Annotated in this window: 14 protein-coding genes and 1 tRNA gene; 6 read left to right on the forward strand and 9 right to left on the reverse strand. The window is 67.6% G+C overall.

Features of this window, described 5'->3' with window-relative positions; genetic code table 11:
• The first annotated feature begins 126 nt into the window (after window positions 1–126).
• On the forward strand, window positions 127–1,290 hold the full coding sequence (locus ACODTJ_RS00950) for a helix-turn-helix transcriptional regulator (protein ID WP_488847381.1): 1,164 nt from the start codon (window positions 127–129) through the stop codon (window positions 1,288–1,290).
• A gap of 345 nt (window positions 1,291–1,635) precedes the next feature.
• Here the strand turns inward: ACODTJ_RS00950 and ACODTJ_RS00955 are convergent.
• The 4 genes from ACODTJ_RS00955 to ACODTJ_RS00970 form a co-directional block, all read right to left on the reverse strand.
• Window positions 1,636–1,710, reverse strand: a tRNA-Thr gene (locus ACODTJ_RS00955).
• A gap of 111 nt (window positions 1,711–1,821) precedes the next feature.
• Window positions 1,822–2,541, reverse strand: coding sequence for a ligase-associated DNA damage response endonuclease PdeM (gene pdeM / locus ACODTJ_RS00960; RefSeq protein ID WP_454658121.1), 720 nt, complete (start codon window positions 2,539–2,541; stop codon window positions 1,822–1,824).
• On the reverse strand, window positions 2,538–5,042 hold the full coding sequence (locus ACODTJ_RS00965) for a ligase-associated DNA damage response DEXH box helicase (protein WP_454658120.1): 2,505 nt from the start codon (window positions 5,040–5,042) through the stop codon (window positions 2,538–2,540). The genes pdeM and ACODTJ_RS00965 overlap by 4 nt, the downstream gene beginning before the upstream one ends.
• A 231-nt stretch (window positions 5,043–5,273) precedes the next feature.
• The gene (locus ACODTJ_RS00970) at window positions 5,274–6,212 is read right to left on the reverse strand and encodes a class I SAM-dependent methyltransferase (RefSeq protein ID WP_454658119.1); all 939 of its coding nucleotides are present in this window, start codon (window positions 6,210–6,212) and stop codon (window positions 5,274–5,276) included.
• Window positions 6,213–6,349: 137 nt separating this feature from the next.
• On the opposite strand from ACODTJ_RS00970, the gene ACODTJ_RS00975 reads away from it, so the two are divergent.
• Entirely contained in the window at window positions 6,350–7,420 is a 1,071-nt protein-coding gene (locus tag ACODTJ_RS00975; protein ID WP_454658118.1) for a ligase-associated DNA damage response exonuclease, read from the forward strand.
• Window positions 7,421–7,427: 7 nt separating this feature from the next.
• Here ACODTJ_RS00975 and ACODTJ_RS00980 read toward each other — a convergent pair whose 3' ends face one another.
• On the reverse strand, window positions 7,428–8,186 hold the full coding sequence (locus ACODTJ_RS00980; RefSeq protein WP_454658117.1) for an SGNH/GDSL hydrolase family protein: 759 nt from the start codon (window positions 8,184–8,186) through the stop codon (window positions 7,428–7,430).
• A gap of 125 nt (window positions 8,187–8,311) precedes the next feature.
• Between ACODTJ_RS00980 and ACODTJ_RS00985 the strand changes: the two genes are divergently transcribed.
• The 3 genes from ACODTJ_RS00985 to ACODTJ_RS00995 all read left to right on the forward strand — a co-directional run bounded on the left by ACODTJ_RS00985 (window position 8,312) and on the right by ACODTJ_RS00995 (window position 11,313).
• Window positions 8,312–9,949, forward strand: coding sequence for a cisplatin damage response ATP-dependent DNA ligase (locus ACODTJ_RS00985; protein WP_454658116.1), 1,638 nt, complete (start codon window positions 8,312–8,314; stop codon window positions 9,947–9,949).
• A gap of 147 nt (window positions 9,950–10,096) precedes the next feature.
• Window positions 10,097–10,777 (forward strand): response regulator, encoded by a 681-nt coding sequence (locus ACODTJ_RS00990; protein ID WP_454658115.1) that lies wholly within the window; start codon window positions 10,097–10,099, stop codon window positions 10,775–10,777.
• 281 nt (window positions 10,778–11,058) lie between these two features.
• A complete protein-coding gene (locus tag ACODTJ_RS00995) occupies window positions 11,059–11,313 on the forward strand; it encodes a DUF6460 domain-containing protein (RefSeq protein ID WP_244638997.1) in 255 nt (84 codons plus the stop codon).
• Window positions 11,314–11,316: 3 nt separating this feature from the next.
• On the opposite strand, the gene ACODTJ_RS01000 is transcribed toward ACODTJ_RS00995, so the two are convergent.
• Window positions 11,317–12,405, reverse strand: coding sequence for a quinone-dependent dihydroorotate dehydrogenase (locus ACODTJ_RS01000; protein WP_454658114.1), 1,089 nt, complete (start codon window positions 12,403–12,405; stop codon window positions 11,317–11,319).
• Complete coding sequence (locus tag ACODTJ_RS01005) at window positions 12,402–12,746, reverse strand: DUF952 domain-containing protein (RefSeq protein ID WP_454658113.1); 345 nt, start codon at window positions 12,744–12,746, stop codon at window positions 12,402–12,404. Before ACODTJ_RS01005 ends, ACODTJ_RS01000 begins: the two co-directional genes overlap by 4 nt.
• A 166-nt stretch (window positions 12,747–12,912) precedes the next feature.
• Between ACODTJ_RS01005 and ACODTJ_RS01010 the strand changes: the two genes are divergently transcribed.
• Entirely contained in the window at window positions 12,913–13,542 is a 630-nt protein-coding gene (locus tag ACODTJ_RS01010; RefSeq protein ID WP_454658112.1) for a S24 family peptidase, read from the forward strand.
• Between the two features lie 256 nt (window positions 13,543–13,798).
• Here ACODTJ_RS01010 and ACODTJ_RS01015 read toward each other — a convergent pair whose 3' ends face one another.
• Window positions 13,799–15,247 (reverse strand): sensor histidine kinase, encoded by a 1,449-nt coding sequence (locus tag ACODTJ_RS01015; RefSeq protein WP_454658111.1) that lies wholly within the window; start codon window positions 15,245–15,247, stop codon window positions 13,799–13,801.
• Window positions 15,248–15,258: 11 nt separating this feature from the next.
• A complete protein-coding gene (locus ACODTJ_RS01020; RefSeq protein WP_454658110.1) occupies window positions 15,259–16,704 on the reverse strand; it encodes an FAD-dependent oxidoreductase in 1,446 nt (481 codons plus the stop codon).
• Window positions 16,705–16,745 lie beyond the last annotated feature (41 nt).

A 16,745-nucleotide genomic window follows, 5' to 3' on the forward strand; every position in this document is an offset into this window, starting at 1 on the left:
CCTGTCGTCACCGCAAGATTCCGCAATCTCTCTTCTCTCATGTACTTAAATGACTAATCTGGAGGCGGGCCGGGTTGATCAACCATGGCAAGGTCACCACTGCCGAGGGCTTGGGACGCATCGGGAATGGGATGGGTATCGCTGGACGCCTATGACGAGGACCGCGTGTCGGTCATCAGCCGGAAGCTGGCGGCGGCTATCGATGCCGCGACATTCGGCGAGGGATCATGGGGCGAGGTGCCGGCGATCCTGAGCGAGGCCTTCCCCGGTTCCTGGGGTGGGCTCGCCAATGTGAGCTTCCCCGAAAACCGTCTTAACTTCCTGTCGCTCCAGAATATGGAACCGGCCTTCATGGCCGCCTACGCGGAGCATTTCGCATACGTCAATCCTTGGAATGCGTATTGGGGGCGCATCAAGGGAACCACGATTGCGGCCTCGGAGGAGGTCTCCCCGGCGCAGAACTTCATCAAGACCGAGTTTTACAACGATTGGCTGCTTCCCCAGAACCGCGCGGTGGCGGCCGCCACCATGAAGCTCGTCGGCGAGAGCGGCGAGGTCGTGAACCTCCTTGTGCATTACCCTCTCTCGAAATCCGGCGTCTACGACAGGGCGGCGGTGAAGGTCCTGGCCGGTATCCGCGGCAATCTCGATCGTTCGCTCAATCTGGCCCGCCTCCTGCGCGCGGATCTGGAAACGGCGGTCGCCGAAGCGGCCCTTGTGGAACGCAGCCGCTGCGCGGCCTTCATCGTCGATGGCGACCGTTGCCTGCGCGAGGCAAACCGGCTTGCGGAACGTCTCTTCGCTTCGGGGCATGGCGTGACTGTTCGACATGGCCGCTGCCATCTTGCGGATGCGGCTGCGGATGCCCGCTTCGCGATGGCTCTGGGGAAGCTGTCCCGAGGAGAGCCGACGCCGATCTCGCGGATCGGTTTCCGCACCGCGGCCGGTGCATGGCAGGTATCGCTTGCCGCGTTGCCGATCGCGCAGCCGCCCGGCCGATCGCGTCGTGCCTTGCTTCCGCTCCGGCGCATGGTCCTGGTGCTGGCCGTCGATCTCGGCTCAAGGGCATCGAACGCCGGCAGCCTCGAGGCGCTCGGCGGAGGCTTCGGCCTGACGCAGTCGGAGATCGCCTTCTGCAAGCGCCTGCTGCTGGGCGAAACGATCGCCGAGGCGGCAGAGAAGCTGGGCATTACCCAGGGAACCGCCCGGACGCGCTTGAAGGCGATCTTCCAGAAGACCGGCACGTCGCGGCAAGCGGAGCTGATGCTGCTGCTGGTCAATATGAGCTGATCGGGCAGGGTGCGCTGGAGCTGCGATTTCCTCCCCGACACGACCAGCGGTGATCGTGGCTGCAAGGGGCTCGCCATCGTCGATCGTGGACGCCGGCCGACCAGTCATTGGCCGGTGCCAGGCAACTCGTCTCAGCACAGAGCGAACCCGTCTCTTTAACTTAACCGCCAAGCTATTCGGAAAATCCAGAATCGGCCTTCAGAGACAAAGGCCCTGATGGCCGCACGCTCAGCCGCTCGACGCCCCTCCAACGGGGCTTTCTGCGGGTGGGATAAACGACAAGCCGCGCCAATTGCGCACCAATTTCGTCGTCGCTGGAAAATCCCCGGTTACCAGGAGAACGGCTGGTGCTGCGAGAGAGGATTGAACTCTCGACCTCTCCATTACCAATGGAGTGCTCTACCACTGAGCTACCGCAGCAGGTCCGGCAGCCGATGCGTTCGCGGTTGCTCTGAGGCGGTTGCGGGCGCTGGCGTCGTTCCGAAGCGGCGCCCTGATGCCACAACCTTGTGACGGACGCAACCCGCTCGATCAATCCGGCAACAATAACCGTGGATCGATCCGGAAGAGCCGGCCGTCGCCAAGCAGATGGGCGCTCAATCCTTCGCGGAACAACGGCCGGAAAGCGGCGTCGCGCAGGTTGAGGCCGCCGGCATAAGCACCCATCGCCGGCATCACACAGCGCTGCGCCGACAAGGCGAAACAGCGCCGCCGGATCGCCCGCCCGCGCATCCTGACCTTGGCGGCCGGATGCAGATGCCCGGCGATTTCGTAGCCGCCCTCGCAAGCGGCAGGCTCGTGGCGCAAGGTCACGTCGGCAATCACGATCTCCGCCATGCTCTCGCCACCCATGGCGCGGCTGATCGCCGGGTCATGATTGCCGGTGATCCAGACCCAGTCGCGGCCCTGCTGCATCGCAGTGAGTCCGGCCCGCATCTCCGGCGCGAGACGGTTTTCCGCATCGCGGTCATGGAAGGAATCGCCCAGCGCGATTACGCGGGCCGGCTGGTGGCGCCGGATCGCGGCGGCAAGCGCCGCAAGCGTCGCGGTCGAATCATAGGGCGGCAACATCACGCCGCGCGCCGCATAGGCCGAGCCTTTCTCCAGATGCAGGTCCGCGACGACGAGCGTGCGTTCCTCCGGCAGCCAGAGCGCGGCGGAGAGATCGGGCACGAGCGCGAGCCGACCCAGCGTGAAGGCCTCGCCTGTCTCTCCGGGTCCTTTGGCCGGCACTGCGGCTGCAACCGTCACGCCATCGCCTCTTCCGTCAGCATCGCCTCTGCTTCCGCCAGGATCTCGTCCGCCGCTTCGCCGAAGACTGCCTCGCGCCCGATCTCGAGCATCACGGAGACGCCGAGCGGCGAGACATGGTCGAGCGGTTGGTGCACGATTCGGCCGCTGATCCGTGTCAGCATCTCACCAAGCCGGCGAATGTCGAGCAGGCCCGTCGCCGCATCGGCCCGCGCGGCCTTGAGCAGGATATGGTCGGGCTCGTGCCGGCGCAGCACATCGTAGACGAGGTCTGTCGAGATCGTCACCTGTCGGCCGCTCTTCTCCTGGCCGGGGAAGCGGCGCTCGATCAGCCCGCCGATGATGGCGCAGGAGCGGAAGGTGCGCTTCATCAGCGCCGATTCCGCCATCCAGTCCTCAAGGTCGTCGCCGAGCATGTCCTGCGCGAAGAGTTCGTCGAGATCGAGCGCGCCGCGTGCGATCGCGGCCGTCATGTCGCCCAGCGTCCAGCAGGCCATGCCGTAGTCGTTGCAGACGAAGCCGAGCGGGCGCATCCGGGCGCGCTCCAGGCGTCGCGTCAGCAGCATGCCGAGCGTCTGGTGCGCGAGGCGGCCTTCGAAGGGGTAGGCGGCGAGATAGAAGCGCCCGCCGCGTGGAAAGGTCTCGACCAGAAGCTCACCGGGCTGCGGCAGACGCGATATCCGCTTCTGCGCGTGCAGCCAGGCGGAGACTTCCTCCGGAAGCGTATGCCAGAGGCTGGGCGAGGCCAGGATGGCGCGGACGCGGGCGGCGAGGAAGGTCGAGAGCGGGAACTTGCCGCCGTCATAGGACGGAATCTTCGGATCGGTGCCGGCGGCGGCGCGCGAACAGACCGCCTCGTTCTCGACGATGCCTTCGAAGCGCAGCACCTCTCCGGCGAAGATGAAGGTGTCGCCCGACACCATCGTCTCGGCGAAATACTCCTCGATCTCGCCGAGCACGCGCCCCCCGCGGGTGATCATGCCGGCAACCTTTGGCGTTGAAGAACTGCCGGGCTTTCCGGCCCGCGCCCGGCCGAGCCGCACCTTCAGCATCGTCGCCTCGACGATGGTGCCGACATTCATGCGGTATTGCTGGATGACGCGCGCATTGCTCGCCCGCCACAGCCCGGCCTTGTCCTGCCGAAGCTTGGCGAAGCGCTCATAGCTCTTCAGCGCATAGCCGCCGGTCGCGACGAAATTGACGACGGCGTCGAAATCCGCGCGGGTGAGATCGGCGTAAGGCGAGGCGGTCCGAAGCTCCTCATAGAGCGCATCGGCCTGAAACCCGTCGGAGCAGGCGACGCCGAGGACATGCTGGGCGAGGACATCGAGCGCGCCGATGCGTGGCGGCGGCGTGTCCTGCGCGGCCTCGTGGACGGCTTCGAGCGCGGCGCGGCACTCCAGCAGCTCGAACCGGTTGGAGGGCACCAGCAGCGCCTCCGAGGGCTCGTCCATGCGATGGTTCGAGCGGCCGATGCGCTGGATCAGCCGGCTCGCCCCCTTGGGCGCGCCGAGATTGACGACAAGATCGACATCGCCCCAGTCGATGCCGAGATCGAGCGTCGCGGTGCAGACCACGGCCTTGAGCCGGCCATCGGCCATCGCCGCCTCGACCTTGCGGCGCTGCTGGGCATCGAGCGAGCCGTGATGCAGCGCGATCGGCAGGTTGTCGTCATTGAGGTCCCACAAGGCCTGAAATGCGAATTCCGCCTGCATGCGCGTGTTGACGAAGACCAACGTCAGCTTATGTGTGCGGATGGCCTCATAGACCTCGGCCATCGCATGCCGCGTGGTGTGGCCTGCGATCGGCAGGCGGCATTCGGTGTCGAGAATGCCGATGCGCGGCTTGGCGCCGCCGGCGACGGTGACGAGCCCCGCCGGTGTCCCGGCGCCGCCGAGATAGCGTTGCAGGTCGGCCGGTTCACGCACGGTGGCGGAGAGCCCAACGGCCGAGACCTGCGGCGCCAGCGCCTTCAGTCGTGCGAGACCGAGCGCCAGCAGGTCGCCGCGCTTGGAGGTCACCAGCGCATGCAACTCGTCGAGCACGATGCGGCGCAAGGATGAGAAGAACGGCGCGGCGTCGCGATGCGAGACCAGCAGCGCGAGCTGCTCCGGCGTCGTCAGCAGGATATCGGGCGGGCGCTGGATCTGGCGCGTGCGCTTGGCGGCGGAGGTATCGCCGGTACGCGTCTCGATCGTGATGGGCAGTCCCATCTCGCGTACGGGCGCTTCGAGATTGCGGGCGATATCGACGGCGAGCGCCTTCAGCGGCGAGATATAAAGGGTGTGTAACCCGTCATGCCGGCCCTTGCGCTCGGCCAGCTCGACCAGCGAGGGCAGGAAGCCGGCGAGTGTCTTGCCGGCGCCGGTCGGTGCGACCAGCAGCGTCGAGCGTCCGGCGCGGGCCTCCTCCAGCAGCGCGAGCTGATGCGGCCGCACGCTCCAGCCGCGACCAGCGAACCAGGCCTCGAAGGCAGGAGGGAGCGGGGAGGGGGCGGCCATGCCGGCCGAAGATAGGGGGAGACGGGGGAGAACGAAAGGGGAATAAAGCCATCGCTTCAATTGGTCGACTCAAAGTGTCAGCGTGTGGCTGTCACCATGCATCCAAAGGCGCAGTCGCAGCGTATACACTGCGAGGTGTGGCCCCGCCTCAACGCCGCATCTGGGGCTGGCCCGGTCGCGACCCCCCCCTTGCGGCCGGGTCTTATTTTTCGTTGCCGAGGCGGATGGTTTTCACCGCTTCTCCGCCACGACCAGCAGCCCCGGCACGGGGGCGCCCCGATCCTGCCGCGTACTGGCGGGCTCGACGAGTACGGGGGTGAGCCCGGCTTCGACCAGCCGCTCCCTCAGCCAGCCCTCCGCATGTGCGAACCGCCTGTCCTCGCCCACCACCACGCCTTCGCCGTCATGGCTCTGCACCGTGAAGGCCAGCAGCCCGTCCGGCTCCAGCACGCGCGCGCTCTGGGCGAAGCAGGGGGCGAGATCGCCGAGATAGACGAAGACATCGGCCGCGACGACGAGATCGGCGGAAGCGTCCGGCCGGCTGGCGAGGAAGCTCGTCAGGCCGGCAACCGCAAGCTTGTCGTAGAGCGGCGTGCCGTCCGGCGCCATCTTGGCCCGGGCCCGCTCGATCATGCGCGGCGAGAGATCGCAGCCGGCGATGAAGCCGCTCTGCTCGTGGATCGCCTCGCCCATCAATCCGGTGCCGCAGCCGAGATCGTAGACGATGTCGAACCGGAAGGGCCGGCCGGCGTTGCTGCAGCAGCGGACGAGAGCCTCCTTCAGCAGGTCGGGCGCGTTGTAATGCAGGGTTTTTGTGAGATGGCTGTCGAAGCGGTCGGCATAGGCGTCGAACAGCGCGCCGGAGAAGTTCTCCGAGGTTGCCTGCTCGGCCGGCAAGGCGCCGATGCGGGCAAGGTCGAGCCGCGCGCCGAAATGGTCGTTGGGGTCGAGGTCGAGGCATTGCCGCCAGGCGGTTGCCGCATCCTCCCTGTGGCCGAGCGCTTCCTGCGCCAGCCCGTAGAGGTGCCAGGCGGCTGTGAAATGGTAGGCTTGCGCCACGGTTTGGTCGAGGATGTCTACCGCGGCTTGTGGATCGCCATCTTCCAGCGCGGCTTTGGCTCGGCCGTAACGGCGGTCGAGCACCGGGTCGCCGGAGCTGGCAAAATGCATGGGCGAATCCTCGGACGTGGGGGAGGCGGGTCTAGAGCAACGCAACGCGAAGCTAAATCCGCCTTTCGAAGCAGTCCAAGGCCGATTTCGGGTGGCGGGCGGCCATGCGCCCGCATCGCAACGCTGCACGGAGGAACATGACGCTGGCCAGACAAGGCGCGCGCTGGCGCCCCTCCGAACTGCTGCTGCCGACGCCGGCCGGGCTGTATTGCCCGCCCGCCGACATCCATATCGACCCGGTTCGGCCCGTGGCGCGGGCGCTGATCACCCATGGCCATTCCGACCATGCCCGCGCCGGCCATGGCGCCGTGCTGGCGACACGGGAGACGCTGGCGATGATGGCTCTGCGCTATGGCGAGGGCTTTACAGGCTCGCAGCAGGTCGCGGTGCCCGGCGAAGCGACCCGCATTGGCGAGGTCGATTTCACCTTCGTGCCGGCTGGTCATGTCCTCGGCTCCGCCCAGATTGCGGTCGAAAGCCGGGGCCTGCGCATCGTCGCCTCCGGCGACTACAAGCGCGAGCGCGACCCGACCTGCGCCGGTTTCGAACCCGTGCCCTGCGATATCTTCATCACCGAGGCGACTTTCGGACTGCCGGTCTTCCGCCATCCGTCTGCGGCAGCAGAAGTGGCCAAGCTCGTCGAATCCGTCAGGCTCTTCCCGGAGCGAACCCATATCGTCGGCGCCTATTCGCTGGGCAAGGCGCAGCGCGTCATGGCTCTGATCCGCGAGGCCGGCTACAACAGGCCGATCTATATCCACGGCGCCGTCGAGAAGATCACCGCCTTCTACGAAGCCGAGGGCATTCCGCTCGGCGAGATCAGGCTGGTCGCCGACACCGACCGCAAGACGCTGGGCGGCGAGATCGTCATCTGCCCGCCGAGCGCGACGCAGGATTTGTGGGCGCGCCGCTTTCCCGATCCGGTCACGGCCTTCGCCTCGGGCTGGATGCGGATCAGGGCACGGGCTCGCCAGAAGGGCGTCGAGCTGCCGCTCGTCATCTCTGACCATGCCGATTGGGACGATCTGCTGGCGACGATCAAGGAGGTCCAGGCCGGCGAGATCTGGGTGACCCATGGCGAGGCCGATGCGCTCGTCCATTGGTGCAGCACGGCGGGCCTCAAGGCCAGGCCGCTGCATCTCGTCGGCTATGGCGACGAGGGCGAGGCCGATCCCGTAGGGGAGGCGGCCGATGTGGCTTCTGTCTAGGCTCCGATCAGCGCGAGGCGGCGACGACCGGGCGCGAGGGCGCGGCCATGCCGAGCATGGCATTGGCCATGTCGCGGGCGAGGCAGTCATAACCGGCATCGCTCATGTGGAAGCCATCGGTCCAGAGCGCGGCCTTGAAGGCCTCGGCATCGTTGCGGTGCCATTCGCGCATCGCGTCATAGCGGCCGAAGACCGGAACGGCCTCGCGGCGGGCGACTTCGCCGACCGCTTCGACATATTGGCCGTAGCGCTGCGGATCGCGCACGGCGGGGAAGAACTGCGGGTCGAGGATGGTCAGCGCCGGGCCGGCCTCGCGGACGAGCGAAATGCCTTCACCGATCATCGCCTTGAAGGCGTCGAGATCGCCGCCTCGGACGGCGTCGTTGGTGCCGACCTGCCAGATCACGAGGTCGTAGGGACGCGCGGCCATCGCAGCCTTCATGCGCGCGAGCGTCTGCGGCGCGGTCTCGCCGCCGATGCCGGCATTGACGATCTCGACCTGCGACTTCGGCCAGGACTTGGCGAGCAGGGCCTGCAGGCGGGCGGGATAGGTCTTGTCCTTGGCGCTGGCACCGACGCCTTCGGTCGAGGACGAGCCGATGGCGAGGATCGTCAGGGCCTTGCCCTGCGAGACCTTGGCGGAGAGCGGCGCAAGCGCAGCGTTCGAGCGCACGATCGGCGTCTCGCGGCAGGAGAAGCTCGCCGCTTGCGCGGGGGCTCCGACCGACACCATTGCAGCGATGACAGGCAAGACAAGGAACCGCATCGCGGCACGCATCGGCGTCTCTCTCCCAGCTACTCCATTGCCGTTAAGGTTTGCTTCATGAACGGTATCTGAACGATGCGCTGCAACAGAAACGAACCGACGCGGTGTGGCGCGGAGGCGACAGCATGAACCGCTTCGCCTGGCTGCTCGATCGCCTGGCCTATGAGCCGCGCCGCAACGCCAAGATTGCGCTGATCGCCGATTACCTGCGCACCACGCCCGACCCTGATCGCGGCTACGCGCTGGCGGCGATGACCGGTGGGCTCGTCTTCCGCAATGCCAAGGCCGGGCTGATCCGTGCCCTGATCGCCGAGCGCACCGATCCCGTGCTCTTCGCCCTGTCCTATGACTATGTCGGCGATCTCTCGGAGACGGTCGCGCTGATGTGGCCGGCCCGGCATGGCGCCAACGCGGTGCCGCATCTGCCGGAGGTGGTGGAGGGGCTGCGTGAGGCCGGCAAGACCGACCTGCCGCGCCTCGTCGCCGGCTGGCTCGACGCGCTCGACGAGACCGGCCGCTGGGCGCTGCTGAAGCTCATCACCGGGGCCTTGCGCATCGGTGTCTCCGCCCGCCTGGCCAAGACGGCCGCGGCCAGCCTCGGTGGCGTTCCGCCCGACGAGGTCGAGCAGGTCTGGCACGGGCTGGAGCCGCCTTATGCCGAACTCTTCGCCTGGCTGCAGGGCAAGGGCGCGCGGCCCGAGGCGCGCGATCCTGCGCCGTTCCGTCCGGTCATGCTCTCGCATCCGATCGAGGATGGCGATTTCGACAAGCTCGACCCGGCCGAGTTCTCCGCCGAATGGAAATGGGACGGCATCCGCGTTCAGGCGGTGAGCGGCCGCAAGGCCGACGGCACGCGCCTGACGCGGCTCTATTCGCGCACCGGCGAGGATATCGCCGCCGCCTTCCCCGACCTCGTCGAGGAACTGACTGAAGATGGCGTGCTCGACGGCGAATTGCTGGTGATGCGCGAAAGCACGGTTCAGAGCTTCAATACCCTCCAGCAGAGGCTCAACCGCAAGACCGTCACCGCCAGGATGCTGGGCGAATTCCCCGCCCATATCCGCGTCTACGACCTGCTCGTCGACGGCGAGGAGGATATCCGGCACCTGCGGCTGGGGGAGCGGCGCCAGCGGCTGGAGGCTTTCCTGTCGCGCCTCGCCAGCATCCGCTTCGATCTCTCGCCGGTGATCCCCTTCGCCTCTTGGGAGGAGCTAACGGCGGCTCGCGCCGATCCCGCCGGTGCCGGGGCGGGCGCCGATGCGGAAGCGGTCGAGGGCTGCATGATAAAGCGGCGCGACTCGCCCTATCTGCCCGGCCGCCCCAAGGGTTATTGGTGGAAATGGAAGCGTGACGCCCGGCTCGTCGATTGCGTGCTGATGTATGCCCAGCGCGGCCACGGCAAACGCTCCTCCTTCTATTCCGACTACACTTTCGGCGTCTGGCGTGTGGGTGAGGATGGCGGGGAGGAGCTCGTCCCGGTCGGCAAGGCCTATTTCGGCTTCACCGACGAGGAACTGATCGAGATCGACAAATATGTCCGCAAGAACACGCTGAACCGTTTCGGCCCGGTGCGCGAGGTCTCGCATGATGCGCAATCGGGCCTCGTTTTCGAGGTCGCCTTCGAGGGCTTGCAGCGCTCGACCCGGCACAAATCCGGTCTCGCCATGCGTTTCCCTCGGATCAACCGCATCCGCTGGGACAAGCCGCCTGTTGAGGCCGATCATATCGAGGTACTGGAAGCGCTATTGCCGACCAATGGTTGAAGCGGAATGGGTTGCAGCCTTGCGCTTGCAATGCTTGTGATGCGCGGCCTGCCTGAGGCAAAATGCCCGGGTCGGACAAATGCATCGGCCCGAAGCGAGTAATGTGGCTTTCGGGCGGGGGCGGTGCAGGCTTTAAGGAGTGGGGCGATGAGCAAGCAGCCTTCGACGCGGATCGTCATCGCGGACGACCATCCGCTGTTTCGCGGTGCGCTGCGTCAGGCGGTGTCGAGCGCCATCGGCGGGGCCGAGGTCAGCGAAGTCGGCTCGCTGGAAGCTCTGACGGAGGCGCTGGCGAGCGGCGGCGATGCCGATCTCGTTCTGCTCGATTTGACCATGCCGGGTGTGCAGGGCTTCTCGGGCCTGCTTTTTCTGCGGGCCGACCACCCGGAGATCCCGGTCATCGTCGTCTCTGCCAATGACGATCCGGCGGTGATTCGCCGTTGCATCGAGTTCGGCGCGCTCGGCTTCCTGCCTAAGACGGCCGATGTCGCGCAGATGGGCGAGGCGATCCGCGCCGTGCTCGACGGCAGCGTCTGGACCCCGCCCGGCGTCGATCTCTCGGCACCCGTGGATGCCGAGGTCGCCGATATGGTCCGCCGCCTGTCGACGCTGACGCCGCAGCAGGTGCGCGTGCTGATGATGCTGTCGGAGGGGCTTCTCAACAAGCAGATCGCCTATGAACTCGGTGTCTCCGAAGCGACGGTGAAGGCGCATGTCTCGGCGATCCTGACCAAGCTCGATGTCGACAGCCGCACGCAGGCCGTGATCGCCGCCTCGAAGATCGCCGGCACTGCCTGGGCGACGACGGGCGCCGCGGCGACGGCCTGACGATCGTTGCCTGACAGTTGAGCTGCCTTCGAAAACCTGGCGAGGTCATCCCGGGCTTGACCCGGGATCCATGCCTGAGCGTTTCCAGAAAAGGTTCGGGCATGGATCCCGGATCTCCGCTTCGCTGCGTCCGGGATGACCCGCGCTTTATGCGGGCAGTTTGGTCTATGAGAAATCGAAGGCGGCGTTCAGTCCCCGTTCAAGCGCGGCCTGTTTCAGGGTAAGACAGCGCGGAAGCGCCCCGGATCGACTTGGGGTGCAACAGGATGACGATGGCTTCCATGGAACGGTTTCTCGGCGGCTCGCCCCTCAGCGTCCTCGTCCGCCTGATCTTCATCTCGCTTCTGGTCGGCGCGGCGATGGCTTTCCTCGGCCTCTCCCCGCAGAGCCTCTATGAGGCCGCCGCGCGCTTCCTGCGCTCGATCACCGGGCTCGGCTTCGGCGCGGTGCGCGAGGTCGGGCAATGGGTCATCGCCGGCGCCCTGATCGTCGTCCCGCTCTGGCTGCTGATGCGTCTCTTCGCGGCGCGGAAGTAAGCCTTACAGCCCTTCGCCGCGCGCGATCGCCGCCGCATCGCGCCCGATCAGGGCGGTCAGGCGTGTCAGCCCGGCGCGCCGTGCCCGCGTGGCGAGGCCGGTCTTGATCTCCTTGGCGAGGCCCGGCCCCTTGAACACCATCGCCGAGTAGAACTGCACCAGCGTGGCGCCGGCACGGATCTTGGCGAAGGCCGTCTCGGCCGAATCGACGCCGCCGACGCCGACCAGCGGGAACTGCCCTTCGACGCGCAGGAAGGCCTCGGCCAGGATGCGGGTCGAGGCCGTGAAGAGCGGCTTGCCGGAAAGCCCGCCGGTCTCGGCCTTACTGGCGCTGCGCAGGCTCTCCGGCCGTGCGATCGTGGTGTTCGAGACGATCAGCCCGTCGACATGGCGCTTGCGCGCGACGGCGATCATGCCGTCGAGCTCGGGCAGGGTGAGGTCCGGCGCGATCTTGATCAGGATCGGCGTGCGCTTGCCGCCGGCCGCGACCTCGTCCCGCGCGGCGAGCGTGCGCGCGACGAGATCGTCGAGCGCGCTTTCCGCCTGCAGGTCGCGCAGGCCCGGCGTGTTCGGCGAGGAAACGTTGATCGTCAGGAAATCGGCGAGCGGGGCGAGCCGGCGCGCCAGCGTGGCGTAGTCGGCCGCGCGGTCGGCCGATTCCTTGTTGGCGCCGAGATTGACGCCGACGAGCCCACTGCGGCCCCGGCGCGCCTCGAGCCGCTTCGCCACGGCCTCCATGCCCTCGCTGTTGAGGCCGTAGCGGTTGATGACGGCCTCGTCCTCCAGCAGGCGGAAGACGCGCGGGCGCGGGTTGCCGGGCTGCGGCAGCGGCGTTACGCCGCCGACCTCGACGAAGCCGAAGCCGAGCCCCAGCGCGCCGTCGATCGCCTCGGCATTCTTGTCGAAGCCGGCCGCAAGGCCGACCGGGTTGGAGAAGGACAGCCCGAAAGCCTCGGTCGCGAGCACGGGATCGTCGGCTCCAGGCTTCAATGCCGGTGCCGTGGCGAGCGCGGTGACGGTCAGCCGGTGCGCCGTCTCCGCATCCATGCGGTGGATCAGCGGGCGGGCGAGGTTGAACAGGCCGCCGATCATGCGAGCGTCTCCGGAAGAATGTGGCTGCCGTCGGTCTTCAGCGGCATGGGGGCGATCCAGCGGACAACCTTCGGATCGAGCGGGGCATAAAGATGCGGGAAGAGCGCGCCGCCGCGCGAGGTCTCGTAGCGTAGGGCCGGGCCGAGGCGTTCGTCCTCGATGGCGATGAGCAGGAGCTCGTCCTGTCCGGCGAAATGCTTCGCCGCGGTCTCGGCGACCTGGGCGCCCGTGGAGAAATGGATATAGCCGTCGGCGAGGTCGACCGGGGCGCCGTCGAAACGGCCCTTGGCCTCGGCTTCCGACCAGAGCGCGGCAGGGCATATCTTGTAGATCAGGGGCACCGGAAGTCTCGCGCGGACATGTCGGGCACCGGCTTAAACGCTGGCAGGAGGATTCCGCAAGCCGTTGTCTGATTGTGGCGAGATTCGGATTGAAATCTTATACGATAGGGGATATTTCCTATCTTCAATCCCCGCCCCACGGCAAGAGCGAAGCGAGGCCTGCGCGATGCTGTCACATGACCAGATCTGGGGGGCGATCGACACGCTCGCCCAGCGCTACGGTTTCACCGCCTCGGGGCTGGCGCGCAAGGCCGGGCTCGATGCCACCACCTTCAATCGCTCCAAGCGCGTCGCTCCCGATGGGCGTGAGCGTTGGCCCTCGACCGAATCGATCTCCAAGATCCTGGTCGCGACCGGCGCGTCTTTCGACGAGTTCATGAGCGTGGTGCTGCGCCGGGAGCCCGCGCCGGCGCGTACGATTCCCTTGATCGGCTTCGCCCAGGCAGGCTCGGGCGGCTTCTTCGACGATGGCGGTTTCCCCGCCGGCACGGGCTGGGAGGAGGTCGCCTTCCCCGGCGTTGCCGACGAAAAGGCCTATGCGCTGGAGATATCAGGCGATTCGATGCTGCCGCTCTATCGCGACGGCGACACCATCATCGTCTCGCCGACCGCGACGGTGAGGCGCGGCGACCGGGTCGTGGTCAAGACGGTGGAGGGCGAGGTGCTGGCCAAGCAGCTCAAGCGCCAGACGGCCAAGACGGTCGAGTTGGCCTCGCTCAACCCGGAGCATGCCGACCGCGTGCTGAACAATGCCGAGATCGCCTTCATGGCGCGGGTGATCTGGGCGAGCCAGTAGGTACGCTTCTCACTCGTTGTCATTCCGGGGCGACCCATAGGGTCGAGCCCGGAACCCATGAACACACCATTTCCGTCATGGTCGGGCTTGTCCCGACCATCCACGTCTTCCTGTCTGCAATGCGGTGCTCAAGACGTGGATGCTCGCCACAAGGGCGAGCATGACGAAAACTGGAACAAGGTTGCGGTCATGGGTTCCGGGCTCTTCGCTGCGCGAAGCCCCGGAATGACGGCGTAGTTTCGTCAAGCACAGCGCCTTAATGCCCGTTGGCGCGCCGCGCCGGCAGCATAACCGCGAAGATCGCGCCCGTGCTCGAAGGTTCCAGCGCGATCGAGCCGCCATGGAGCCGGACCAGCTCGGCTGCGACCGCCAGCCCGAGACCGGTGCCGCCGGGCGTCACCGAGCCGCGGAAGGCCTGGAACAGGTTGGCCCGCGCCCGCTCCGGCACGCCGGGGCCGTTGTCGATGATGCGTAGCGCCACCGAGCCGTTCTCCGGCCCACCCGTCACCGTCAGGACCGGCAGGTTTCCGGCCTCCGCCCCGGCCCGCGTCAGCGCCTGGATCGCGTTGCGCATCAGGTTGGTCAGCACGCGCGCCATCTGGTCGGGGTCGCAGGGCGCCGACAATTCGGGGGGGACGCGGTTCTCGAAGCGCGGCTGCTTGCCCTCGCCGAGGCCGAGCATCTCCGCTTGTTCGGCGACGAGCTGCCTCAGCGGGACGTCGCGGATCGCGGGTGTCGCCTCGGCGGCGCGGCCATAGGCGAGGGTCGCCTGGCAGAAATCGATGGCGCGGCCGAGCGTCGCGATCAGGCGCGGCGCGAACCGGCGGATCTTGGCGTCGCGGGTCTCGATCAACTGGTCGGACATGAGCTGCGCTGCCGCCAGCATGTTGCGCAGGTCGTGATTGATCTTGGAGACGGCGAGGCCGAGTTCGGCGAGATGCTTCTTGGTGCGCAGCTCATCGGCCAGCGTCGCCTCCATGCGGGCGAGCGCGCGCTCCGCCTCGCCGATCTCGTCGGCGCGCAGCGAGGGCTCGATGATCCGCCGGGGGTTCTCGGGGTCGGCCTCGAACTCCATGACATTGGCCGCCAGATGCCGGATCGGCCCGATGATCAGCGCATTGAGCGCGATATAGACGGCAAGCGCGGTCAAGCCGGTGAGCAGCAGCGAGATCAGCAGCAGGCTCCAGGAGAATTTCAGCATCGCCCGGCGCAGCGGCGCCTCGTCGATGACGATCTCGACGAAATCGGCACCGCCGACCGCTTCGCCGACCACGCGGATCGGCATGGTCGCCGGCGAGACGAGCACGGCCAGTGCTTCGTTGATCGCGCTCAGCCAGCTCAGGTTGCGCAGGTCGACCGCGCGCGAGACCTCCGGCGGTGGCATTGAATCGAGGCTGAGCAGGCGCCGCGCTCCGCCGACGCGGGCGGCGATGGCGCGGGCGCCGACGCCCATCAGCAGGCGGTTTTCGCTGCCCTCCGGCAGGCCGTCTTCGGGCGCACCTTCGAGCACCAGCGCGGCGACCTGCGCGGCGGCGATCCGGTCATTCAGCCAGTTGCGCCGGAAGTTCGCGATGGAGGGCAGGTAGATCAGCACCTCCGCCAGCATGACGAAGAGCACGGTGACGAGCAGCAGCTTGGCCGAGAGGCCGAGGCGCGTGAGGCCGCGCGGCTGGCTGACCGACAAGGCTGGCTTGGGTGCATGCATCGTCGGTGATCTTAGCCGAAACGACGCAGAAAGCCGATGAGGCGGCGCAAGGCCGGCCGTGTCGTCAAAGCCGCATGGAAAGAGAGCGCGGCGCGACGCGAGGCGTCGGAGCGGGAGCTGAATGGCAACGGCATGCCGGCGACCGAGCCGATGCTGAGCCCGGCGCGCATCGCGACGCACCACGGTGCGATCAGTTCGCCCGCGTCTTCACCGACGATGGTGACGCCGAGGATATGGCCCTTGCGATCGACGATCGCCTTGACGAAGCCTTCGGTCTCGCCGTCGGCCTGCGCGGCGGCGGTCTCGGAGAATGGCCAGCGCAGTACCCGGATTGACCCGGCTGTCGTGCGAGCCGCCGTCTCCGAGAGCCCGATCGAGGCGACCTGCGGCTGGCTCCAGACGACGCGCGGCTCGCTTTCCTGATCGATTTTTACGGGCTGGCGGAACAGGATGCCGCGCAGCACGAGTCCGACATGGTCGTTGCCGGCGCGATCGGAGGGAGCCGCCGCCGCCCCGCCGGCGCAGGCCCCCAGGGCGTAGACGCGGCGATTGCTCGTCCGCAGGCTCCGATCGACCATGATGCCGGAGGCGTCATGGCGGATACCGCCGAATTCGAGGTCGAGCGTATCGATCGCGGGCTGGCGCGGGCCGCAAAGGATGAGATGCGAGCCCTCGATCGTCGCTTCGTCCGAGGGCGAGGTCAGGACGAGGCGAAATCCCGAGCGCGTGCGCTCGACCCGCAGCGGCTCGTTGCCCTCATGAAGCGCCAGCCCCTCGCGCAGCAGGCGGCGGCGCAGGATCGTCGCGGCTTCCTCGTCATGGCCCGCCAGAAGGCCCTGAGGTGCGACGAGGGTCGCGGCGCAGCCGAGCCGGCGCAGGGCCTGGGCCAGGGCGGTGCCCGCGCCGCCAAGGACGATCGGCCGTTCCGGCAGCCGGGTCAGGCCGGCAAGATCGGCCTCCCGAAGAACCGGTATCGAATCAAGCCCCGGTATCGCGGGCGGGACGGTGCGCGCGCCGGTGGCGACGACGAAGCGGCGCGCCTTGATCGGCTGCCCCTCGACGGTGACCGTGCTACGGCTGGTGAAGCGGGCTTCGCCCCGGATGACGGTGATGCCGAGCGTGGCCAACCGCTCGGCCGAATGATTGGCCCGGTCGGCCGCCGAGGCGCGCTGGATATGGTCGTGGATCTGGGCCGGGTTCGGCTGCGGTTCGGTCGCGGTGAGGCCGAAACGCCCGGCATCGCGCAGGGCTTGCGCACGGGCTCCGATCTCGATCAGCGCGCGGGCGGCGAGCGGCCCTCGGTCTCCGCCGATGGCGTCTCGCTCGACCAGGACGACGGGGACGCCGAAGGCCGCCGCGGCAATCGCCAGCGCGCTGCCGTTTCCGCCCGCGCCGATGACGCAGATGTCAGGTGTCAACGCGGCTGGTTTCGCCGCCTTGGCCGTGCCGTCGCCCACCGGATGTCCCGTCTCGCTGGCTTTCCCTATCGCTGATGCGT

It is taken from the genome of Allobosea sp. FG18 (assembly GCF_057809495.1).

Coding starts and splice junctions, on each gene's coding strand:
- ACODTJ_RS00950 (WP_488847381.1), top strand. CDS start 127: ATGGGATGGGTATCGCTGGACGCCTATGACGAGGACCGCGTGTCGGTC.
- ACODTJ_RS00965 (WP_454658120.1), bottom strand. CDS start 5,042: ATGGCCGCCCCCTCCCCGCTCCCTCCTGCCTTCGAGGCCTGGTTCGCT.
- ACODTJ_RS00970 (WP_454658119.1), bottom strand. CDS start 6,212: ATGCATTTTGCCAGCTCCGGCGACCCGGTGCTCGACCGCCGTTACGGC.
- ACODTJ_RS00975 (WP_454658118.1), top strand. CDS start 6,350: ATGACGCTGGCCAGACAAGGCGCGCGCTGGCGCCCCTCCGAACTGCTG.
- ACODTJ_RS00980 (WP_454658117.1), bottom strand. CDS start 8,186: ATGCGGTTCCTTGTCTTGCCTGTCATCGCTGCAATGGTGTCGGTCGGA.
- ACODTJ_RS00985 (WP_454658116.1), top strand. CDS start 8,312: ATGAACCGCTTCGCCTGGCTGCTCGATCGCCTGGCCTATGAGCCGCGC.
- ACODTJ_RS00990 (WP_454658115.1), top strand. CDS start 10,097: ATGAGCAAGCAGCCTTCGACGCGGATCGTCATCGCGGACGACCATCCG.
- ACODTJ_RS00995 (WP_244638997.1), top strand. CDS start 11,059: ATGGAACGGTTTCTCGGCGGCTCGCCCCTCAGCGTCCTCGTCCGCCTG.
- ACODTJ_RS01000 (WP_454658114.1), bottom strand. CDS start 12,405: ATGATCGGCGGCCTGTTCAACCTCGCCCGCCCGCTGATCCACCGCATG.
- ACODTJ_RS01010 (WP_454658112.1), top strand. CDS start 12,913: ATGCTGTCACATGACCAGATCTGGGGGGCGATCGACACGCTCGCCCAG.
- ACODTJ_RS01015 (WP_454658111.1), bottom strand. CDS start 15,247: ATGCATGCACCCAAGCCAGCCTTGTCGGTCAGCCAGCCGCGCGGCCTC.